This window comes from Roseibium sp. RP-7 (assembly GCF_053005225.1).
Window position 1 is genome coordinate 1690027 of the sequence record NZ_JBRKQA010000002.1, and the last position, 21252, is coordinate 1711278.

The window sequence follows — 21252 nt, forward strand, 5'->3', positions numbered from 1 at the left end:
CGGCTCGGCTAAATCTGTTTGGGTCCACACCCTGGCCAAACACTTCCGGAGACATGGGTCTCCCATCTGACAGGCATGAAATGACCAAACCACTTGTCCTGGTAACCGCCGATGTGAAAACCATCGAGGGCTACAACTGGCACGCTGCGACCTCAACCTATCTGCAGGCCGTGCTGAAAGGCTCCGATGCCATCCCGATGATCCTGCCGTCCCTGGGGGCGGATCTGGATCTGGATGCGGCTCTGGACCAGGTCGACGGCGTTTTGGCGACCGGTTCCCGGTCCAACGTCAATCCGGAACTTTATGGCGAAGTGCCGACGGAAGAGAACGGTCCATACGATCCGTCCCGCGATTCCACGACACTGCCGCTGCTCAAGCGCGCCGTCGAACGCGGCATTCCCGTCTTTGCCATCTGCCGCGGCATGCAGGAATTGAATGTTGCCCTTGGCGGTACGCTGCTGACCGAGATCCAGTCCCTTGAAGGTCGCGCCGATCACCGCGCGCCGACATCGGAACGGCAGGACGAACGTTTCCGGATTGCCCATCCGGTGGAAGTCGCCGAAGGCAGCTGTCTGGCCACGGTTGTCGGCAGCGAGCCTTTCGAGGTGAATTCGCTTCACCGCCAGGCTGTCGGCAGGCTGGGCAATGGCATGATCACGGAAGCGGAAGCCGAAGACGGGACCATCGAAGCGGCCTCCGTCAAGGATAGTGCCGGCTACGTCCTCGCGACACAGTGGCACCCGGAATACTGGGTGTCGACGGACGGCCCGTCGAAGAAGCTGTTTGCCGCTTTCGGTGATGCCGTCCGGGCCTATCGCGTCAAACGCCTGGGTTTGTAATCAACCCCAGCCGAGCGTTGCGATCAGCAACGTGAGACCCAGCAGGAAGACGATGGCTGCCCCGACGATTTCGATCGTCCGGTGAACCTTCACCGCCATCGGACTGCCTTCGCCGAAAAGCCGCACGGCAAGTTCCTTGGCCCCGACTGCCATGCCTGCAAGCAGCGAGACGGTTATGCCGGTGCCAACCGCCATCGCCAGGGTGGAAGCGATGCCGGCTGCGATCATGCCTTGCGAAAGAGCAAAGACCAGCACCACCAGCGCACCGGTACAGGGCCGAAGACCAACTGCAAAAATGATCGACACGGCCCGGGCAAGGGTGATCTTGCCCTGAAGCATGTCCGGCGTCGGGGCATGGGCATGACCGCATGTGGTGCACACGCCATCTGCACCGATCTCGTGATGATGATGGTCATGGTGGTGATGATCGTGACCATGATGATGGTGGCCATCGTGACTGTGGCCATGACCGTGATGACCGGCTGCCGAAGCGCCCGCGAGCGCGAGTTGCGAGCCTGACAGACGGGACGCCACATTCATGGCCAGCGGACGAAGGGCTTTCTGCCACAACAGCCAGCCGCCCAGACCGGTGATCAGCACATAGGATCCGATCTCGAACCACCGCGCAGTATCCTGTATCGCGATGCTGGTGAGATTGAAAACGACGGCCAGACCGCCAACCAGCAGGATCGCGGTCACCGCCTGTGCGAACGCCGAGGCAAAGGAGAGATAAATACCCTTGCGAAGGGTCTCGTTGTTGGCAACCACATAGGACGTGATGATGGCCTTGCCATGCCCAGGCCCTGCGGCATGGAAGATGCCATACGCGAAAGAAAGCCCCATCAGCAGCCAGGCCGCATGCGGATTGTTGCGAAAGGCCCTGAGACTGGCGACCAGCGCCTGATAGAATTCCTTCTGCTTGACTGCAATTGTCCCAAAAACCGTATCGAGGAAACCCGCCTTCGGCGCGGCAACCGCTTCTTCTGAAGCCTTCGCCGTATCGAGTGCAGCCGTAATTGCGGCGGCAGCATCGGCGGGTGAGCTGGCAGCAGTGTCCGTGGACGTGGAAGCGGACGTGGTTTCGGGCGTTGCGGCTTCCGAAGTTCCGGACGAGGAGCTCGCGGCGGCCATTGCATCACCACAGGCAACCAGCATCTGATTGACCTGCGAGGCGGCAGCGGACTGAAGCTCAGGCGGCAGGTCACGCTGGTCTGCACCGATCTGTGCAAGCGCATAGGCTTCGGCATCATCCAGCGGCGGCGGTTCCTTGCGGCTCACACGGCAAGTGCCCGGTGCGTTTTCCGTTCCCAGCGCATCGTCCCCCGCACCAAAGCGGAAATCGACGTAATAGGTCGGATCGTAAACGTCGAGCGTGATCAGGCTCTCGGTATCGCTAGGTTGTTTGAACGGCAACGTGAAATGCAGTTCCAGCAGGTTCACATCCTCCGGCATGGAGCCGCCATTCATGCGGACATCTTCCTCCATGGCCTCGAAGTCCTCGGGCTTCATCACCCAGTAGTCCTTGAGGGGAACCTTGACCACTTCCAGCCAGTAATCCGTCGGGTCATCGAAATCGAATTCGACCCGGCTATTGTCACCGAACGTGAAATAGCCGTAATCGGCCATGCTCTCCACGTTGACCTTCGCCAGCTCACTCAGCTCTTCACGGGAATAGTGACCGTCGCCATCCTTGTCGAAGCCCTGGATGGCGAAAGCGGAAAACGCATCATCGAAACGAAACACGTGCTGAAGCGCAATCGCCTGTCCAGCATCGTCGAAAACCAGCTTGCTTCGTGCCTCGACAAAGACATGCGGGTGCGCACTGGCTCCGGCAAGAGCAGCCAACAGAAGACCCAGACCCAACAGGAAACGGCGAGAGGCCGCAGGAAGAACCTTGGCTCGAAAGGTGGAAAGCAAGCGCAACGGGATCACCCACTGATCAGATGTAATATGTTTACATGACACGCAGTGCGTTGTTTGACCAGAGAAGACGGCAGGAAGATGACCGCGACAATTTCGCGGCGCAAAACGCCCAAGGAACAATTTTCGCACTTGGTAATCAATTAAGGAATGTTTCAACTCATCCAACGACCAAAATTAGGAGAAAAAAGACAATATTCCCGGGATGCAGCTTAAAATATTCGCAACAATAACCACTGCACCGAGCCAGCCATGAACGCCTTGCATAAATCAGTTCACCACAGTGCCGTTTTCGATCATCCGGAGATGGGCGATCACGAAGACATCGTTTTCGTCCAGGACAAGGCCACCGGCCTGAAGGCAATCATTGCCGTCCACGACACCACGCTCGGCCCGGCACTTGGCGGCTGCCGCGTCTGGCCCTACGAGAACCCGGCGGATGCGCTGACGGATGCCCTGCGCCTGTCCCGTGGCATGACGTACAAGAACTCTCTGGCAGGCCTTGATCTCGGCGGCGGCAAGGCCGTCATCATTGCCGACCCCCGCAAGGACAAGTCCGAAGCTCTGATGGAGGCGTTCGGCCGCCATGTGGAGCGCCTGTCCGGCACCTACATCACCGCAGAAGACGTCGGCGTGTCGCCAGACGACATGGAAGCCGTTGCCCGCCGGACCGCCCATGTGCGCGGCACCAAGGCAACCGGCCTCGGCGACCCGTCGCCCTATACGGCTCTCGGTGTCTTCGAAGGTATCAAGGCGTCCGCAAAATTTGTCTACGGCAGCAGCGACCTTTCCGGAAAGACTGTCTCCGTGCAGGGGCTGGGCCACGTGGGACATGACGTTGCCCGCCAGCTTCACGAAGCCGGTGCAAGGCTCATTGTCTCCGACATTCATGCACCGGCTGTGCTGCGTGCCATCGATGCGTTCGAAGCCACAGCGGTTGATCCGGCCGAAGCCCATATGGTGGAGGCGGATATCTTCGTTCCCTGCGCGCTCGGGGCAGGCCTCAATGCTCGCACCGTTCCGCAAATCCAGGCGAAGATCGTTGCAGGGGCCGCCAACAACCAGCTGCAGACGCCGGCGGACGGCGAGGCCCTGAAGAAACGCGGCATCCTCTACGCTCCCGACTACGCGATCAATGCCGGCGGCGTGATCTCCATTGCCCTGGCAACAGCGGACAGCGGCGACAAGCTGGTGCGTGAAAAGACGATCGCCATCGGCGAAACGCTGGCAACGATTTTCGAGCGGGCCGCCCGCGAAGGCAGCACCCCGGAACGCGTGGCCGACACAATGGCGGAAGAGCGTCTGGCAAAAGCGAAGTCTGCCTGATTAAAACTTTCACGAAAGACGGAAACGGCGGCCTTGAGTCGCCGTTTTTTGCTTTGCCTGTTTCCGGTTGTCGAGCCTGCATACGGCCGGCAAAAGACAGCACTGCATCAGTGCGCCTGATTTAATGCTCAGGTCAGGAAAGCTGGCTTTCGTTGGCTGCCTTGAACATCTGCCTCACGAGGTTCTTCGCGTCCTCAACGGCTCTTTCCCCCATTTCCGCATAACAGGCGGTGACACCTTCATGCAGGAGGTAAAGACGCGAGGCGAAGCTTTCCTGCCCGCTCAATTCGCCGAAGAAACGCAGAAGCTCGCCTTTGTGGCGCTTTACCATCGCCGCTATTTCGGTGCTGCCGGGATTTGCTGCAAGCGCCTGGCGGAACAGACACTCCTTGCCCGCCGTCATGCGCATCCAGCCACCCAGCTTGTCAAACAGCTGAACGGCGGCCTCAAGCCCGGGCGACGTCACACCTTCGCGAACATAGGAGAGGTAGCGCCGATGCCGGTATTCAAGGGCGCCCAGCACCATCGCCTCGCGCGAGGGAAAATGACGGTAAAGCGTGCGCATGCTGACACCTGCACCGGCCCTGAGCTCGGGAACACTCGGCTCGGCGAAACCCCGGCTCCAGAAAACCTCTTCCAGGCGAGCGGCAATATGTTCCTGCGCGTTTTCCATGAGTAAACCTTGGGATTTATACATCCGCTTTTCAAGGAAATCCTTCACCGAAACTTATTGTAAGTAATTTCCCTTAAATAACCATAGATAGAAATTTACAGATTACATTCATTTAACCAAGAAAAACGAAACGGAAAATAAAATCCGAAAACGTATTCTCAAAGGAATGGGAAATAGCTGAACCAGCTAAAAAAAATCAGCAGTCGTTTTGACCTGACGAATACCATTCGACCAGAAAATCAACAAAGGCGCGCACCTTTGCGCTCAAGTGCCGGCGGTGCGGATAAACTGCATGAATACCGCGCATCGGCTCCTCATAGGCCTCCAGTAGCGTAACCAGTTTGCCGTCGCGGATATCTTTGGACACAAAAAACAGCGGCGTACGAAGGAAACCGAGGTTACATAACGCCGCTTCGCGCGCTGCGGCAGCGCTGTTGACTTCCAGCGGGCCTTTCACTGCCACCGACGACCGCTCTCCATTCGTGTAGAAGGCCCAGTTCTGCTTGAAGCGGTAGTTCGTATCGATGATGCAAGGCCGTGTGGAAAGATCGGCGGGCACATTCGGCGCCCCATAGGTCTCGATCGCTTCAGGCGTGGCGCACACCACGGTGCGAAAGGGAGCAATCTTGCGGGCGATCAGGCTGGAATCTTCCAGTTGGGTGACCCGGACCGCAAGATCGAAGCCTTCTTCCACGAGGTCGACGAAGCGGTCTTCCAACCTGAGGTCCAGATTGATTTCCGGATACTTCACCAGAAAATGCATCATGGCCTGGTTCAGCAGGTCGTCGCCCATCGAACGGGGAGCAGAAACACGCAAACGTCCACGGACTTCCTGGTGCGAGGACTGAACCGAGGCTTGCAGATCATCGATACGCTGCAGGATTTCGGCGGCTTCCTTGTAATAGGCTTCGCCGACTTCGGTGAGCGACACCTGACGGGTGGTCCTGTTCAACAGACGCACGCCCAGTTCGTCTTCCAGCTCGCCGACATATTTCGAGACCAGCGCCTTGGAACGCCCCATTTCACGGGCCGCTGCGGAAAATCCGTTTGAATCGACAACTTGAATGAAGCAGCGCATCCGCGTGATTGCGTCCATCCGGCATCCTTCCCGTTGGGGCCATTCCAGAAACCCTGCTTAGCGTATTTTCCGGCGGCCGGTCAAAGGCTTCGCCAAAGGCCGGCCTGGCGGGGCGTTTAGTGCCGGGCAGGTCTGGTTCGGCGCCCAAGGCGCGCTGCGCCAATCAGCAGGCGCATGACAAGGAGCCCGCCAAGCGCACCGACACCTGCACTGGCAAAGCCGGCCGGCGTTACCGGAACGGCTGGCTCGTAGTCTTCGGCCGTTGCCTGCGCCAGGGTTGGGTCGAAGCCGCGCGCAAAGATGATCATGCGATCCAGCGGCCCGGCCGTTTCAAGCTCTTCACGCTGCAGTTTCAGCCTGCTCAAGCGGATTTCGGCGTTCAGCATGCTGTCGCCCCGCGCTCTGATAAAGGGATCTTCCGAAGATTTCTGACGCGCTATGGCTTCTGCCGACGTCAGCCCGTAACGCGCGGCGTCACGATTGAAATCGGCCAGAATTTCCTCCAGAGCGTCGATGGCCCCACCAAGTCGCTGGCGATATTGCTGTGTGAACTCCGGCAACTGGGACGTCGCGGTTCCACTCAGCAACATGACAATCAGCATCATGATACGTGCCATCGCGTGTCAGGATCTCCCTTTCCAGGTTACGGCCCGTCAGTCCTGCAGACTGATGATCCCGGCTTCCGCGGTTTCCGTTCCGAAGACCAGCCGAACTCCATCGGCATCCCAGGCCATTGTAGACACCGGCCCCAGGCCCGGGCGCCGCAGCAGTACCTCGGCATTGTCCTCGAACCGGCACATCAGGATCATGCCGTCCTGATAGCCGACAGCAACGACATCCTCCTTCGGGTGGCAGGCAATGGCGCTGACCAGGTTGTCACCCCTTGTGCCCAACTGCAGTGGTGTCTGCCCCATCGGCCCGGTTTTGCCGAAGAACGGCCAGAGGATCGCGGCATTGGCACCCGAGGTCGCCAGATATCGCCCCTTGACCGACCAGCTGAACGACTTGACCTTGGCCGGGTAGCCGGTCATGCGCATGTCCTGGCTGTCCGACAGGCGCCAGCCGTGCAATGCGTTTTCCTGCATGGCGGTAACAACATACTTGCCGTCGGGCGAAAAGCTCACGCCCAGATGCGCGCCATTCCAGCTGAGCTCGACCGGTGCGCCGTCCGTGCCGGCCCACCAGAGCGTCGCTCCGTCGTAGCGTCCGACCGCCAGCCGCATGCCCTTGGGCGCGAAGGCTAGACCGCCGACGGCCCGTTCATGCGCGAATTCCTTTTCACGCCCGTCCGCGAACCGCACCCAGGCGGTGCGGCCGCTGGCAAAGGCAAGCGCACCGGACGGTCCGGCAGCGATCAGGTCGATCCACTTGCGCGGCCGTTCGGCAACGCATTCGCTCGATCCGTCCGCCGCACTCAGGAAGATGCAGCCGTCGTCACCCGATGTGATCAGCCCCTTGCCGTCGATTGTCGGCTCGGCAGCCAGAAGCCCGGCCTTGTGCGGCTTCAGTTTCGTTTCACCCTGTCCGGACAGGACGATGTCGCCTTCTCCGGACGCAAAAAAGGCCGTGTCTTTCAGATAGCCGGCGCGGACGACGAAGCCGTCCACCTCCACGGGAGCAACTGTCGGCAAGTCTCTTCTTCCTTATTGCGCGGCGCAGGCCTGGAAACTGTCTCTCAGGACATCCCAGTTGAGATCGCGTCCGATGAAGACCAGGCGGCTTTCTCGCGGTTCATCCTCTTTCCAGTCGCGCTGATGATCGCCTTCCACGATCATGTGCACCCCCTGGATGACATAGCGCTGCGGATCCCCCTTGAAGGCAATGATGCCCTTCAGGCGCAGAATGTTTGGGCCTTGAACCTGCGTGACCTGGTTGATCCAGGGAAAGAACATGTTGGGATCAAGGTCGCCTGCCTTCAGGGAAATGCTCTTCACCGAATGGGGATCCTCATCGTGGTGATGATGGTGATGCCCATGTCCATGATCGTGTCCATGGTCATGATGATGGTCGTGGCCGTGATGATGGTGGTCATGGTCGCAGTCCGGACCGCATTCGTCGGCGTGATGACCATGCTCCAGGAAATGCGGATCGAGCGACAGGATCCTGTCGAGATCGAACGCTCCCCGATCCAGCACCTTGGCAATCTCGATGCCGCAACGCTCACTCCGGTGGAGCACGGCATACGGATTGATCGAACGGATACGCGCCTCGACGGTGGCAAGCTCTTCGCCCGAGACGAGATCGGTCTTGTTGATCAGGATGACGTCGGCAAAGGCGATCTGGTCTTCGGCCTCTTCGGTGTCTTCCAGGCGCTGCAGCACGTGGCGGGCATCGACAACGGCGACGACCGCGTCGAGTTTCGCGGCGGCACGCACATCGTCGTCCATGAAGAAGGTCTGTGCGACCGGAGCCGGATCGGCAACACCGGTGGTTTCGACGATGATCGCGTCAAAGGCATTCTTGCGCTTCATCAGGTTCTGCACAGTGCGGATCAGGTCACCGCGCACGGTGCAGCAGATGCAGCCGTTGTTCATTTCGAAGATTTCTTCGTCGGATTCCACGAGCAGATCGTTATCGATACCGACTTCGCCGAACTCATTGACGATGACCGCATAACGCTGACCGTGGTTTTCGGTCAGGATCCGGTTGAGAAGTGTGGTCTTGCCGGCACCCAGATACCCCGTCAACACTGTAACGGGGATCTGTGCCTGGCTGTCCTGGGTCGCAGTCATTGCGCGCTTTCCTGGCAGAAGATAAAGGGTCGCCCGCCGATCGGTGGGCCGCTTGGGCGCGAATATAAGCATTTCACCGCCGTATTGGGAGGGCGGTACGGAAATTTCCCTTTTCCCGGCATACCTGTGGACACTCGCCCGAACGCTTTGACCGTTCTTCAGCCTTTTCAAATCCTTGTCCACCGCATTAACGTCGGCTCGAGGAAGCGCGCAAAGGCATGGAGACCAAAATGCTGCACACGATTGGCGGATTTGACCGGATTGGCGAGGAAAACGCATTCGCCGTGCTGGCGCGGGCAACGGAACTTGCCGCACAAGGCCGCGACATCATCAACCTGGGCATCGGTCAGCCGGACTTCAAAACGCCGGATCACATCGTTGAAGCGGCCATCAAGGCCCTGCGCGACGGTCAGCACGGTTACACGCCCGCAACCGGCATTGCCCCGTTGCGCGAAGCAGTCTCCGCCGACCTTCTGAAACGTCACGGAGTGGAGACTGACCCGGGCAACGTTCTGATTGTTCCCGGTGGCAAGGTCACCATGTTCATGGCCATCTTGATGTTCGGCGAACCGGGAAGTGAAATTCTCTATCCCGATCCGGGCTTCCCGATCTACCGCTCGATGATCGAGTTCACCGGCGCCCGGCCCGTGCCGGTTCCGATCCGCGAGGAAAACGACTTTGCCTTTTCTGCCGAAGAGACGCTGTCGCTGATCACCGACAAGACCCGTCTGCTCATCCTGAATTCGCCGGCCAACCCCACCGGCGGCGTCACCCCGCGTACTGAAATTGAAAAGCTCGTCGCCGGGCTGGAACGCTTTCCTGATGTAGCCGTCATGTCCGACGAAATCTATTCGCAGATGACCTATGACGGCATGGAACACGTCTCCCTGCTGGGGTTCCCGTCGCTACGCGACAGGCTCATCCTGCTCGACGGCTGGTCGAAGACCTATGCCATGACCGGCTGGCGGATGGGTTTTTCCCTCTGGCCCGAAGGCCTGATCGACAAGGCGCGCAAGCTCGCGGTCAACGCGTGGTCCTGTGTCAACGCCCCCGCCCAGTTCGGCGCTCTTGCAGCCCTTACCGGACCGCAAACCGCAGTGGCGGACATGGTTCGGGAATTCGACGGCCGGCGCAAGGTGACCGTTGACGGCCTGAACGCCATCGAGGGCATTTCCTGCCGCGTTCCGCTTGGTGCCTTTTATGCCTTTCCGAATATCAAGCAGACCGGCTGGAAGGCCAAGGCACTTGCATCCGCCCTTTTGGAAGAGACCGGCGTTGCGACCATCGGAGGCCCCGATTTTGGTGTATTGGGCGAAGGCTACATCAGATTGTCTTACGCGAATTCCACGGACAACATACGCGATGCGCTTGGACGGATAGAAAAATTCCTGAACGAAAACCGCAAGAACTGAACACTTGGCATAAATACTGATCGCTAGACCTGACCAAGGTTAACATGCGTATTTTCTTCAAGGAGTCTTCCGTTACGTATCCCTTTTATTAAACTTTTATTGTCTTGAATGACACCGCGACCCGCACAAAGGTCGGACAATGGGGACGGAAATGACCAAGAACATCACTTTGGATCTTGAACAGACGTTCGGCGATTTGAACGAATGTGTCCTCGTGACCAACCCCGAACGCACCATCGTTTTCGTAAACAAGGCTATGTCCAAACTGCTGAAGGTGGATCGCGAAAAGGTCGTCGGCACGACAACGAAACGGTTCTTCGCCGATCCGAACCAGTTTGCCCAGATGGCGGAACTCTACCAATCGCCAACGGATCACCGGAACCGCAAGGCCTATTCAATCGATCTGGCGCTCGAAGACGGGTCGACCGTATCCGTAGAGGTTGTCAGCGCACCGCTGTTCGATACAGATCACACATTGACCGGCATCCTGTTTATCGCGCGGGATCAGGCGGAACGAAAGGCGCTGGAAAGCAAACTGAGCGACATCGCTTTGACGCTTGAAGATGCCCTGGACGCGATTTCGGAAGGCTTCGCACTCTACGACAAGGATGACCGGCTGGTTATCTGCAACGACAATTATCGCGAGATCTATGCCCATTCGGCACCGGCCATGTTCCCCGGCAATCGTTTCGAGGACATCCTGCGGTTCGGCCTGAACCGCAAGCAATACGAGACGGGCGGCAAGACGGACGACGAATGGTTGGCGGAGCGCCTCGATCGGCATCAGGCCGGCGATGGCTCGATCCTGGAGCAAAACCTCAGTGACGGCCGCTGGCTGCGCATTTCGGAAACCCGCACCCGCGCCGGCGGCATCGCCGGCATCCGGTTCGACATCACGGAACTCAAACACGCTCAGGCCAAGGCCGAAAACGCCTACAAGAACCTTTCGCTCATGGCCGACAACATTGTCGCCAGCGTCACCGAAGTCGATCTGGAGGGCAGATGCGTCTTCATCAACAAGACCGCGTGTGACTGGTTCAACGAAAAACCGGAAACTCTCATCGGCACCCGGCTTCGTGACCGCTTGCCCTGGAAGGAACGCGAAGCCGTTCGCACGATCTTCGAGGAAGCGATGAGCGGTGAGAAGGTTTCATCGGAAGTCAGCTTCCATTTTCCCGACGGCATTTTGCGCGAATGCCTGATGAGCTGTAACCCGCGCTTCGGCGATGATGGTGCCGTTGAAGCTATCGTGGTTCTGATTTCCGATATAACCGACCGGAAGAAAACGGAACGTACGCTGGCCGAGCTTTATGCCATCACCTCGACCCGCGAGCTCGGCCACGAAGACAAGATTGCCGAAATCCTCCGTCTGGGGACCGAACATTTCGAGGTTCCCTTCGGCATTATCAGTCACGTGATTGACGACCACTACACGATCACACACGCCCAGAGCCCGGAAGGAGAACTCGTTCCGGGCACTTCGTTCCCGTTGCAGGACACCTATTGTCTGTTGACGCTGAAGTCCGAAGAGCCAATCGCGACAGCAAACGCCGCAAGCTCGGAGTTCGCCAGGCATCCCTGCCACGAGATCTTCAAGTTGGAGACGTATATCGGCGCCCCGATTCTCGTGGATGGTGAAGTTCATGGGACAATCAACTTCACCGCCCCGGACGTGCGCAAAAGGGCATTTTCCCCGTCGGATCTTCAGATCGTGCGTCAGTTCGCGGACTGGGTCGGACATGAGATCGCCCGCCAGCGCGATCACCAGGCCCTGATGAACGCCAAGATCAACCTGGAGCGGGTCGCCAGCATCGACGACCTGACCCAGATCCTGAACCGCCGCGCTTTCCTGGAACGGGCCAATACCGAAGTGCAACGCTTCCGCCGCACCAAGCGCCCCTTCACGGCTGTGATGATGGATATCGACAAGTTCAAGCAGATCAACGATCTGTACGGCCATGCCACCGGCGACGAAGTTTTGAAAAAATTTTCCGATACCGTCAGCAACGCCCTGCGTGCTGTCGACATCTTCGGCCGGGTCGGCGGCGAAGAGTTCTGCATGATCCTGCACAACGCCGAAATCGAAGATGCCATGCTGGTGTGTGAACGCCTACGGGTGAAGATTATCGAGGAATGCCAGCTCGACATCGTCAAACAGACGGTCACCTGCAGCATGGGCCTTGCCACCGTCGCCCGCGAAGATCTGGAATTTTCGACCCTCATGCAAAAGGCCGACACGGCGCTTTATGAGGCAAAGGCGACGGGCCGCAACAAATGCGTTGCCCACAAGAGTTCGTATCCGGAACACGCTCCGGCCCTCTGATCGGCCCAGACCGTCTGGCCTGCTCGCGGCCACGTTCGACACGCGATGCCGTAGCGTTTTCCCGGCTTCCCGCGCAAAATTGCGCGCTAATTCGAACCCAACGCGCCAATATGTCGCATCGGGACGTATTCTTGCCGTTCTTTTGACGCCGCTCTCCGTATATGCAACAGTAGTGTAATCGTAGCGGAGCGGGACAAGACGACATTACACTAGAATGCAATACTGAAGCGGACCCTCCGCGCAAGGACCTCTACGGCTTGAATCTTGTATATTCTTGCCTGAACAGATCTTGGAGGGACATTTGTTCACAAAAATACTAGTTCCGATTGACCTCAGTCATGCGGATAAACTTGAAAAAGCCATCGCAACGGGTGCTTATATAGCAAAAACCAATAGTATTCCCGTGGTATTTGCGGCGGTAACTTCAAACACCCCAAGCGCCCTTGCCCACACTCCGGACGAGTTTCGGGAAAAGCTGGCTGCCTACGCTGCAGCAGAAGGGCAGAAACACGGGATCACCGCTTCCGGTCATGCCGTTTTCTCACACGATCCGGCTGTCGACCTGGAAAACGCAATTCTGAAGGCTGTTCACGATACCGGTGCGGACCTCGTGGTCATGGCAACGCACATCCCGCACGTGCCGGATCACTTCTGGCCGTCGAACGGTGGACGCGTCGCGAGCCATGCAGATGTTTCCGTCTTCCTCGTGAGATAACCCGTTTCCCGAACAAAAGGAGCGCTCCCATGAGCGACAATCAAGGCATTCCGGATCCGGAAGGCGCCGCCAATCTCATCGACACCGAATACGAGATTGGCCAGGACAACATCGAAACCTCTGTCGGCCCTTTCAGCCTCGACATCCACAATCCGGTTTTCCTGGTCTCTGGCCTGACCATCGTTGCCTTCGTCTTTCTGACCCTTGCCTTTCAGACCGAAGTCGGTCCGATGTTCGATCATCTGCGCAAGTGGCTGACATCGAACCTCGACTGGTTCTTCATCATCTCCGGCAACGTCTTCGTCCTCGTTTGCCTGGCGCTGATCGTCACTCCCCTCGGCAACGTCCGCATCGGCGGCAAGGACGCCGAGCCCGACTATACCTACTTCGGCTGGTTCGCCATGCTGTTCGCCGCCGGCATGGGCATTGGCCTGATGTTCTTCGGCGTTCTGGAACCGGTCTATCACATGGCCTTTTCCGAGCCGATCGGTGTGCCAAAACCCTTCGACGCCGACGGCAATATCATTCCGGAAAATGTCGCGGCCGCGAAGGCCATGGGCATGGCCGCAACCATCTTCCACTGGGGCCTGCACCCCTGGGCGATCTACGCCGTGGTCGCACTCGCTCTTGCGATCTTCTCCTTCAACAAGGGCCTGCCGCTGACCATGCGCTCGGTGTTCTATCCGATCTTCGGTGAGCGCACCTGGGGCTGGCCGGGCCATGTCATCGATATCCTGGCCGTGTTCGCGACCCTTTTCGGTCTTGCGACCTCACTTGGCTTTGGCGCCCAGCAGGCAAATGCAGGTCTCGATTTCGTTTTCGGCATACCTGTCAGCACCACGGCACAGGTCGTGTTGATCATCGGCATCACCGGCGTTGCGCTGGTCTCGGTTCTGCGTGGTCTCGACGGCGGCGTGAAGGTTCTGTCGGAAATCAACATGCTGATTGCGGCTCTGCTGCTGGTGTTCGTGATTGCCGCTGGTCCGACCGCAACGCTGGTCTCCGACTTCTTCTCCAACATTGTTGCCTACGGCAGGGAAATCGTACCGCTGTCGATGCCGTTCGGCCGCGAGGACGACAGCTTCCGCCAGGGTTGGACATCGTTCTACTGGGCTTGGTGGATTTCCTGGTCGCCGTTTGTCGGCATGTTCATTGCACGCGTCAGCCGTGGCCGCACTGTTCGGGAGTTCATCGTCTGCGTCCTGATCATTCCGACCGTCGTGTCGGTAATCTGGATGACAGCGTTCGGCGGCACGGCCATCGAGCAGGTCCTGGCCAGCAGCGACAGCCAGGTGCATGAATACGTGATCGCGAGCTACAGCCCTGAACTGTCGCTGTTCGGCATGCTTGCCGATCTGCCGATGGCATCGATCACCTCGTTCATCGCCATCATTCTGGTCATCGTGTTCTTCGTCACCTCCTCGGACTCCGGCTCTCTGGTGATCGACACGATCACGGCAGGCGGCAAGGTCGATGCTCCGGTGCCGCAGCGCGTGTTCTGGTGCACCTTCGAAGGTCTGGTCGCCATCGCGCTTCTGCTTGGCGGGGGCTTGGGTGCCCTGCAGGCAATGGCGGTCTCGACCGGGTTCCCCTTCACGATCGTGCTGTTGCTGGCCTGCTACGCCATCTTCAAGGGACTGGCGGACGAGCCGCGCTGACCTGAAACAGCAGGAACACCTGGAACGGGCGGCTCTGGCCGCCCGTTTTTGCATCCGAACATGACGAGCCACGTCGCAGTCATCGCGGACAGGCGAAGCGCGAGCCGGAATCAGGGAGCCGCCGCCTCTAAATTTTTTGGATTGTTCCAGACGCCCGCGGGGCGAGGGTCGACCGGATGATCCGACGGCCTCTTAAAAGCAGGCAGCAACCGCCAGCCGACTTGTCTAGTCGGCCAGCTTGGGGGCCAGTCGCACGCCGGGAGGCGGCGAGCTTTCACGGATCCGCACATCGGGTTCGATCACGATGGGCGTATTGGGCACGCGGTCACCCGCGATCTGGCGCAGCAGGGTCAGTGCTGCCAACCGTCCGATCTTGTCCGGCTGGGCAGACACCGTCGTCAGCGCGGGCGTACGCGCATCGGCGCCGTCGATATCGTCGTAACCGGTAATCGCCATGTCCGGCCCCGGCTCGATCCCCGCTCGCCGGAAGGTGGTCATCATTCCAAGGGCGACGAGATCGTTGAAGCCGACGATGGCTGTGGGGCGATGTTCGGCTTCCAGGATCTTCGGCACTGCGGCCCGGCCATCGGCCTGGGTCATCAGCTCCGGCAGGTCAAGCTGGCTTGCGGGATCGATCCCCGCTTCTTCCAGCGCCTTGCGCCAGCCGGCATTGCGGTAGCGGCCGGTCGAGCTGCCACGGCGTCCGCCAACCATGGCGATGTCCTTGTGTCCCTGTTTGATCAGGTGCTTGGTGATCTGATAGGTGCCGGCAAGATCGTCACCGCGTACGCACGGTGCCCAGACCCCCGGAACCTCGCGCGCCACCAGTGTCACGGGTATCCCCTGGTCCACCAGCCTGTTGATCTCTTCGGCCGAAGTTCCGACCGAAGGACACAGGATCAATCCGTCCGCGCGGTGCTGCAACAGCGTGTTGACGAACGCACGCTGGCGTTTGACGTCATCACGGTGGTTACAGATGAAGATCATCTGCCCCTGCTCTTCCAGAACGTCCTCGAGCGCAGAAAAGACTTCGGCGAAGTAAGGGTTCAGGATGTCATGAACGGCAACGCCCACAATCTGGCTGCGGGCGGTTCTGAGAGAAGCCGCCGACCGGTTGTAGATATATCCGATCTCCTCCGCGGTCTGCTTGACCTTCGCCCTGGTTTCCTCGGCAACAAGCGGACTGTCCCGAAGCGCCAGCGACACGGTTGCCGTGGAAATACCGAGCTGGTCGGCAATGTGCCCGAGAGTGAGCCTTTTACCAGGCTTTTGCGGAAATTCCGGCTGGGAGGGAGGGGAACCGTTGTCTTCAGACATTCCTATTTCTCAATAACCGCAGCGGCGTTGGGAGAGACCGTTATAGCCCTCTCCCCTCTGGGTAAACAGGTTTTTCTGTTTTTCCGAAGTTTGGGATCGAAGCCCCTCACAAAGATCAGCGCCGTCCAGCGGGAGCGGAATCGTCGAATTCCTCACGTAGATTGACGACAACCCTGCGGTTCTGAGACTGACAGGTGACCTTGTCGCAATCCGTCACCGGACGCTCCACGCCATACCCCTTCACCCACATGCGCTTGGGATTGACCCCCAGCTTGACCAGTTCGGCCATGACCGCGTTCGCCCGTTGGGTCGACAATGTCTTCTGCGCAGCCTCGCTGCCCGGATCGTCGGCGTGGCCCTGGATCTTGACCAGCCACTTCTTGTTCGACTTCAGCCACTTGGCCTGATTTTCGATTGTGATGCGAGCCTCATCGGTGACCACAGCCGAGCCCTGGTCGAAATAGACCCGACGACCGACATTGATGATGAATTCTTCTTCCGAACCCGACGAAATATTTCCGAAACCGGCGGCCGGTGCGTTGGTCACGTCGGGTGACGACAATCCACCGGCGCTGTTGCAGCCGGCGACTCCAAATCCGATCATGAGCGCAAAAACTGCGCCCCGGCCGATCCGGCCAAATGTATTTTCCAAGGAAAGCCCCCAAATCCTCTTTCAGTTTCCCCCTCGCCCGGCAGCCCTCAGCCCCTTCGACTGCAGATCCGCCGGTCGATTGCAAATTGCTCTGGATGAACGGGCTCAGCCCGCTTTCTCTCCAAGATGCTCCAGCACCAGAACGCCGGTTCCCTTCGGGCAGCGCTGGTAAAGGTCGACAATGTCTTCCGGGAACATGCGCACGCAGCCACTCGACACATCATGGCCGATGCTCCAGGGCTCCAGCGTGCCGTGCAGCCGGTACCCGAGGTCGCTTCCATCCCGATAGAGATACAAGGCCCGTGGCCCGAGTGGATTGTTGGCAGCTCCGCCTTCGACCATTCTTGGAAGATCCGGCTGCCGCTTCAGCATCTCCGGTGGCGGCACCCACCGCGGCCAAAGGGCCTTGCGGTCAATCCGGGCGCGGCCGAACCACTGGAAGCCTTCACGCCCGACGCCAACGCCATAACGAAGCGCGGTGTTGTTTTCCCATACCCAGTACAGGAAGTGATTGTTGGTATCGACCACCACGGTGCCGGGTGGCTCGTCACTGAAATACTTCACCATCTGTCGATGCCAGACGGGATCGATCTTCTTGAAGTTGGTTCTTCTGTATTGAAATCCGCTATCTTCCTGATAGCCACTGAAATAAGCGTTTGCAGCTGCATTGGCGTGCGCCATCTGCGGCAAGGCCAATGTGCCTGCCGTGGCTGCTGCCCCTGTCAAGAACCTGCGGCGGTTCAGCTCCATCCCACACCTCCCTTAAAGGCTGGCGATCCTTCCTGACCGGCGGTTGTTTTAACCCCGGCGGGTATTAAGACGGGAACTATCCAATCCCGTCAACCGCCTAAGGCCAGCGTACAGGCAGATGCAGCCTTGATCAGATCCCCTTCACGCGTTCCCGGTAGAGGATGTAGAGGCCGGATGCGACAACGATGGCCGCTCCAAGAATGGTCGTATACGTGGGCACGTCGTCGAAGATCAGGAAGCCAAGCGCGATCATCCAGACAATCTGCGTATAGATGAAGGGCGCCAGCACCGGTGCAGGCGCGATCCTGTGCGCCATGATGAACAGGAAATGCCCACCCGCACCAAAAGCGCCGGTCGCGAACAGCAGAACCCATGTCCACAGGTCCGGAGGCGTGACCCAGACCGAGATACCAGCCGGCGCCATGGCAATGCCTGCGACAATACCTGAAATGATCAGCATTCCGGCAGAGCTGTCTGTTGCCGTGAGCTGGCGTGTCAGCAGCGCATAGACCGCATAAAAGGACATGGCCGCAACCGAATAGATCGCCGCCCAGTGCATACCGCCAAGTCCTGGACGGGTGACCACCAGAACCCCGATGAAGCCGACAATGATCGCAATCCAGCGGCGTAATCCGGCCCATTCCCCAAGCAGCGGCCCGGCAAGGGCCGTGATGACGAATGGCGCGGCGAACATGATCGACATTGTTTCGGCCAGCTGCAGGTAACGAACCGCCAGGAAGTTGAAAATGGTGGTGCCGAGCAAACAGAACGACCGCACGATCTGCAGGACCGGCCGGTTCGTCTTCAGGAGCGAAGGTTTCTTCCAGACCTGGAACAGGACCAGCGACAGAATCACATGACTGACGAACCGCATCCAGACGATCTGCAGCGTCGGCAGGCTGGCCGACATGTATTTGGCCGTTGCATCCAGAACGGAAAAACTGAGGCAAGCCAGCACGATGAGACCGATCCCGGCGAGCGGCGCCGTGGCAGCGGCGGCATTGCCGGTCGAACGGTGCTGACTGTCATGCGCCATCGGCGGCGGCCCTTTTCAAACGATCATCCGCAGATGAAAAAGAGAGTAGCGGACATGTCCCGGCAGGAACGGTCCGGTTGAGATAATTGCACCAACCCACTACCTAACCTTAAAAGACAAGCGGGGGCGGTTATGCCGGTTGCAGAAATTGAAACATGGCTGGGACGCCTTTCCATTACGGAAGTTGACGGCGCAATCACCCAATTACACTGGAACGGGCCCTCTGGCAAAGAAGAAACACCGTTGCTCAAGGAAGCGGCACGCCAGGTACAGGCCTATCTCGCGGGTGATCTGAAAACCTTCGACCTGCCGCTCGCCCCGAAAGGCGGCGAGCTGCACCAGGCGGTGTTCAAGGCGATGCTCGCAATCCCCTATGGCGGAACCCGCACCTATGGCGACCTTGCCAGGGAGCTGGACACATATGGGCAGCCGATCGGCCAGGCCTGCGGAGCCAACCCGATACCGATCATCATCCCCTGCCACCGGATCCTGTCGGCGAACGGCCTTGGCGGATATTCCGGCTCGGGCGGTACGGAAACAAAGATCGCCCTTCTGAAACTGGAGGGTGGCTACCCGTTCCTGGTCTAGCGCAACTCAAGTCGTCGATGTCAAACACCTGCCATTCCGGCCCTGTCGATAAAGGCAAAGACCTGAGCAACGGCAGGGACCCGCCGAGACGCATGCTCTGACCGATTGGTCATATCACGCGCACGGCAGGCTCACATTTCCTCACAGGACCAGAGAATCTGCTCCCGTGATCTCGACAAACTGCGGTCGGCTGTCGGGCAGCTCAAGCTCGTCTGCAAGCGCCGCCAGCGGGTCTGCATCCCTCAGCGGTCCAAAATCGAAGCCCGACAGGTCTTCCAGAAAGGCAACCGACACCTGGAACGTCTTGTATTCACCAAAGGCGAACCCTTCGACAGCTTCCGACTCGCGGCGGTCCTGCAGGTATTTCTGAATGGCCTGTCCCTGGCTTAACAGATAGGCTGTCGCGTGCAGGCGAAGACTGCCGTCGTCCTGCAAGGCATCCATCACCACCACTTTCCAGTACTGCAGGGGCAGATTGATGCCGACCCCGTCGAGGAACGGATCCTCGTCGTCATCGAAAAGGGGGCCGGTAAAGACCGTTGCCCGGAAGGCATGGGTCTTTGTGCTGTCGAGGATATGGTTTTCCAGACCTTGCCAGGTGGACCGGTTCTGGTTGAGGGAGGAATGCTGCGGCGAGGCGTTCGTGTAGTGGAACGTATCGTCGTTTGCCAGCTGCGCCACCGGGCGGTCATCGCCCCAGTTCGGGTCCTCGCGCCGGACCATGTGTCCCCGGTCCAGATCTCCCGGGAAGTCGCCCTTGCCGAGCTGCGCTTCCACCGGAATGCGCCGATCGAAAAACCACTTGTCCGGTTTCTTGCGTTTGATCTTGATTGCCTTTTCGCCGTCGATGTTGACGACAGTGACCACGGGGCTTCTGCGATCGACATCATAGAGAAGCCCGAAGTGGGTATAGCGCAGCTCATGCGGACGGCCAGCGAGCGCATCCGTCGGGTTGGCCAGATTGAACATGCCGTCCGGCAACTTCGGAAAGTCGACCTTTTTCGACAGGAAGTTGGGATCGTAGCCGTTCCGGCCGGTAAAATGGTTCGGATCGTGGAAACCGTCGGCCACCTCCTGTTCAAGGCTAGCCTCGACCAGGACCTGCGTGGGCCGGTTGCCTGACAGAAGGTCCCGCAGCGTGCTCGCCCTGACAGCGCTGTTGGCAATTCCATAGGCTCCGGCGAAGTGCAACCCAACCACCTTGTTGCGATCAAGGCTCAGGATCGGCGAGCCGGAGTTTCCACCGAGCGTGGTGCAGTCGTGGCTGAGCACGGTTCCCGGCGCAACCGGCATCATTTTGCCCGGAGCAAACCGCTTCACATCGTAGAGGCCCTTGAAATACTTCTCCATTTCGGTGCGGTCGTTTCGGCTGTCGAAGGCCGGATAGCCGATCACCGCAACGATCTCGTCCGTTTCCGCGTCCGTATCCACCAGAGGCAAGGGCGCCACGGCGAAGCCTGCAGGTTTTTCGATCCGCCCGATCGCGACATCGGCGCTGGCATTATCTGCAAGATAGGTGAAGCGAAGGATCTCGGCCGGGCGCTCGTCTGACGGCAACGCGCCAACCTCTTCGTTGAAATCCACGCGCGCACCGTAACGGACCATCGTGAAGGGCGAGCGCATGAAGACGCCCTCTCCCCTGGCGTTTCGGCGTGCGACAATCTTGGCGACGTGCCGGTTGGTCACGACAAGAAGATGCCGGCCATCGGCTTCTTCTCCAACCACCCAGGCGGTTCCGCCCCAGGTCATCGAGTGGTTGATGAATTCAACCCGCCCGACCGAGCCGATCCAGTGTTCGTTCCGCTTGATCTTGATGTCTATGTCGGCACCGAATTCGTCCGGCAGCGGGATCAGCGAGACCGCGCCGTTTTCAACGACCATCGGCGGCCGGGTAACCAGTCGCACGATGGCTTCCAGTTGCGTCAACGGCGTGCCGGCGGCTTCAAGCTGGCCGAGGGACATATCCAGCGCATCAAGCGTATCCGGTATGTCCAGTCCAAGTTGCTCAACAAAGGGGTGTCCTGCCTCAATGGCGCGTTTCGCAGCCTCAAGCCGTCCGCCCGATTTCAATGCTTCGAGCCGTCCCTGACTTTCCAATAATGCTCGCGTGTTCATGGAAATTCCTCCAATATCAATGTCTGTATTATTGTCCGGTATTCCCCATAGGTTCGGGCTTCGACGAGGCTTGAGGCCTTGCCGGAAACACGGAACCTGAACAGTGCCCGGTTCTCTC

18 protein-coding genes are annotated in these 21252 nt (G+C 59.1%); 7 read left to right on the top strand and 11 right to left on the bottom strand.

Annotated elements, in window-relative coordinates; genetic code table 11:
• The first annotated feature begins 80 nt into the window (after positions 1-80).
• Positions 81-839 (top strand): gamma-glutamyl-gamma-aminobutyrate hydrolase family protein, encoded by a 759-nt coding sequence (locus ACVDG9_RS22355; RefSeq protein ID WP_023003626.1) that lies wholly within the window; start codon positions 81-83, stop codon positions 837-839.
• Here the strand turns inward: ACVDG9_RS22355 and ACVDG9_RS22360 are convergent, their stop codons facing one another.
• The gene (locus ACVDG9_RS22360; protein WP_447238991.1) at positions 840-2762 is read right to left on the bottom strand and encodes a HoxN/HupN/NixA family nickel/cobalt transporter; all 1923 of its coding nucleotides are present in this window, start codon (positions 2760-2762) and stop codon (positions 840-842) included. It abuts the gene before it with no gap.
• Between the two features lie 249 nt (positions 2763-3011).
• Here ACVDG9_RS22360 and ACVDG9_RS22365 point away from each other — a divergent pair, with 249 nt between their 5' ends.
• Positions 3012-4085 (top strand): Glu/Leu/Phe/Val dehydrogenase dimerization domain-containing protein, encoded by a 1074-nt coding sequence (locus ACVDG9_RS22365; protein WP_447238992.1) that lies wholly within the window; start codon positions 3012-3014, stop codon positions 4083-4085.
• Positions 4086-4218: 133 nt separating this feature from the next.
• On the opposite strand, the gene ACVDG9_RS22370 is transcribed toward ACVDG9_RS22365, so the two are convergent.
• From ACVDG9_RS22370 to ACVDG9_RS22390, 5 genes are all read right to left on the bottom strand, one after another.
• Positions 4219-4782, bottom strand: a complete 564-nt coding sequence (locus ACVDG9_RS22370) for a TetR/AcrR family transcriptional regulator (protein ID WP_209009354.1) — start codon at positions 4780-4782, stop codon at positions 4219-4221.
• A gap of 172 nt (positions 4783-4954) precedes the next feature.
• A complete protein-coding gene (locus ACVDG9_RS22375) occupies positions 4955-5854 on the bottom strand; it encodes a LysR family transcriptional regulator (RefSeq protein ID WP_023003634.1) in 900 nt (299 codons plus the stop codon).
• Between the two features lie 98 nt (positions 5855-5952).
• Positions 5953-6453, bottom strand: coding sequence for a DUF2937 family protein (locus ACVDG9_RS22380; protein WP_023003636.1), 501 nt, complete (start codon positions 6451-6453; stop codon positions 5953-5955).
• Between the two features lie 36 nt (positions 6454-6489).
• Positions 6490-7467, bottom strand: coding sequence for a WD40 repeat domain-containing protein (locus ACVDG9_RS22385; protein WP_447238993.1), 978 nt, complete (start codon positions 7465-7467; stop codon positions 6490-6492).
• A 12-nt stretch (positions 7468-7479) separates the two neighbouring features.
• Complete coding sequence (locus ACVDG9_RS22390; protein ID WP_031270558.1) at positions 7480-8568, bottom strand: CobW family GTP-binding protein; 1089 nt, start codon at positions 8566-8568, stop codon at positions 7480-7482.
• Between the two features lie 230 nt (positions 8569-8798).
• Between ACVDG9_RS22390 and ACVDG9_RS22395 the strand changes: the two genes are divergently transcribed.
• The 4 genes from ACVDG9_RS22395 (at position 8799) to ACVDG9_RS22410 (ending at position 14676) form a co-directional block, all read left to right on the top strand.
• Positions 8799-9980, top strand: a complete 1182-nt coding sequence (locus ACVDG9_RS22395) for a pyridoxal phosphate-dependent aminotransferase (RefSeq protein WP_447238994.1) — start codon at positions 8799-8801, stop codon at positions 9978-9980.
• 151 nt (positions 9981-10131) lie between these two features.
• Complete coding sequence (locus ACVDG9_RS22400) at positions 10132-12303, top strand: sensor domain-containing diguanylate cyclase (RefSeq protein WP_447238995.1); 2172 nt, start codon at positions 10132-10134, stop codon at positions 12301-12303.
• A 274-nt stretch (positions 12304-12577) separates the two neighbouring features.
• Complete coding sequence (locus ACVDG9_RS22405; RefSeq protein WP_208993452.1) at positions 12578-13018, top strand: universal stress protein; 441 nt, start codon at positions 12578-12580, stop codon at positions 13016-13018.
• Positions 13019-13047: 29 nt separating this feature from the next.
• Complete coding sequence (locus ACVDG9_RS22410; protein ID WP_447238996.1) at positions 13048-14676, top strand: BCCT family transporter; 1629 nt, start codon at positions 13048-13050, stop codon at positions 14674-14676.
• A 225-nt stretch (positions 14677-14901) separates the two neighbouring features.
• Here ACVDG9_RS22410 and ACVDG9_RS22415 read toward each other — a convergent pair whose 3' ends face one another.
• The 4 genes from ACVDG9_RS22415 to ACVDG9_RS22430 all read right to left on the bottom strand — a co-directional run bounded on the left by ACVDG9_RS22415 (position 14902) and on the right by ACVDG9_RS22430 (position 18431).
• Positions 14902-15993, bottom strand: a complete 1092-nt coding sequence (locus ACVDG9_RS22415) for a LacI family DNA-binding transcriptional regulator (protein ID WP_055661151.1) — start codon at positions 15991-15993, stop codon at positions 14902-14904.
• 115 nt (positions 15994-16108) lie between these two features.
• Positions 16109-16645 (bottom strand): OmpA family protein, encoded by a 537-nt coding sequence (locus ACVDG9_RS22420; RefSeq protein WP_023003655.1) that lies wholly within the window; start codon positions 16643-16645, stop codon positions 16109-16111.
• A gap of 105 nt (positions 16646-16750) precedes the next feature.
• Positions 16751-17395 (bottom strand): L,D-transpeptidase, encoded by a 645-nt coding sequence (locus tag ACVDG9_RS22425; RefSeq protein WP_447238997.1) that lies wholly within the window; start codon positions 17393-17395, stop codon positions 16751-16753.
• A gap of 130 nt (positions 17396-17525) precedes the next feature.
• The gene (locus ACVDG9_RS22430) at positions 17526-18431 is read right to left on the bottom strand and encodes a DMT family transporter (protein ID WP_447238998.1); all 906 of its coding nucleotides are present in this window, start codon (positions 18429-18431) and stop codon (positions 17526-17528) included.
• Positions 18432-18563: 132 nt separating this feature from the next.
• Between ACVDG9_RS22430 and ACVDG9_RS22435 the strand changes: the two genes are divergently transcribed.
• The gene (locus tag ACVDG9_RS22435) at positions 18564-19019 is read left to right on the top strand and encodes a methylated-DNA--[protein]-cysteine S-methyltransferase (protein WP_023003661.1); all 456 of its coding nucleotides are present in this window, start codon (positions 18564-18566) and stop codon (positions 19017-19019) included.
• 141 nt (positions 19020-19160) lie between these two features.
• Here the strand turns inward: ACVDG9_RS22435 and ACVDG9_RS22440 are convergent, their stop codons facing one another.
• A complete protein-coding gene (locus ACVDG9_RS22440) occupies positions 19161-21134 on the bottom strand; it encodes a DNA/RNA non-specific endonuclease (protein WP_447238999.1) in 1974 nt (657 codons plus the stop codon).
• Between the last annotated feature and the right edge of the window lie 118 nt (positions 21135-21252).

What these genes read in the sequence shown, in the direction of transcription:
- ACVDG9_RS22425 (WP_447238997.1), bottom strand. Translation starts at nt 17,395, where the DNA reads ATGGAGCTGAACCGCCGCAGGTTCTTGACAGGGGCAGCAGCCACGGCA.
- ACVDG9_RS22400 (WP_447238995.1), top strand. Translation starts at nt 10,132, where the DNA reads ATGACCAAGAACATCACTTTGGATCTTGAACAGACGTTCGGCGATTTG.
- ACVDG9_RS22410 (WP_447238996.1), top strand. Translation starts at nt 13,048, where the DNA reads ATGAGCGACAATCAAGGCATTCCGGATCCGGAAGGCGCCGCCAATCTC.
- ACVDG9_RS22365 (WP_447238992.1), top strand. Translation starts at nt 3,012, where the DNA reads ATGAACGCCTTGCATAAATCAGTTCACCACAGTGCCGTTTTCGATCAT.
- ACVDG9_RS22380 (WP_023003636.1), bottom strand. Translation starts at nt 6,453, where the DNA reads ATGGCACGTATCATGATGCTGATTGTCATGTTGCTGAGTGGAACCGCG.
- ACVDG9_RS22440 (WP_447238999.1), bottom strand. Translation starts at nt 21,134, where the DNA reads ATGAACACGCGAGCATTATTGGAAAGTCAGGGACGGCTCGAAGCATTG.
- ACVDG9_RS22395 (WP_447238994.1), top strand. Translation starts at nt 8,799, where the DNA reads ATGCTGCACACGATTGGCGGATTTGACCGGATTGGCGAGGAAAACGCA.
- ACVDG9_RS22375 (WP_023003634.1), bottom strand. Translation starts at nt 5,854, where the DNA reads ATGGACGCAATCACGCGGATGCGCTGCTTCATTCAAGTTGTCGATTCA.
- ACVDG9_RS22435 (WP_023003661.1), top strand. Translation starts at nt 18,564, where the DNA reads ATGCCGGTTGCAGAAATTGAAACATGGCTGGGACGCCTTTCCATTACG.
- ACVDG9_RS22415 (WP_055661151.1), bottom strand. Translation starts at nt 15,993, where the DNA reads ATGTCTGAAGACAACGGTTCCCCTCCCTCCCAGCCGGAATTTCCGCAA.
- ACVDG9_RS22390 (WP_031270558.1), bottom strand. Translation starts at nt 8,568, where the DNA reads ATGACTGCGACCCAGGACAGCCAGGCACAGATCCCCGTTACAGTGTTG.
- ACVDG9_RS22430 (WP_447238998.1), bottom strand. Translation starts at nt 18,431, where the DNA reads ATGGCGCATGACAGTCAGCACCGTTCGACCGGCAATGCCGCCGCTGCC.
- ACVDG9_RS22370 (WP_209009354.1), bottom strand. Translation starts at nt 4,782, where the DNA reads ATGTATAAATCCCAAGGTTTACTCATGGAAAACGCGCAGGAACATATT.
- ACVDG9_RS22355 (WP_023003626.1), top strand. Translation starts at nt 81, where the DNA reads ATGACCAAACCACTTGTCCTGGTAACCGCCGATGTGAAAACCATCGAG.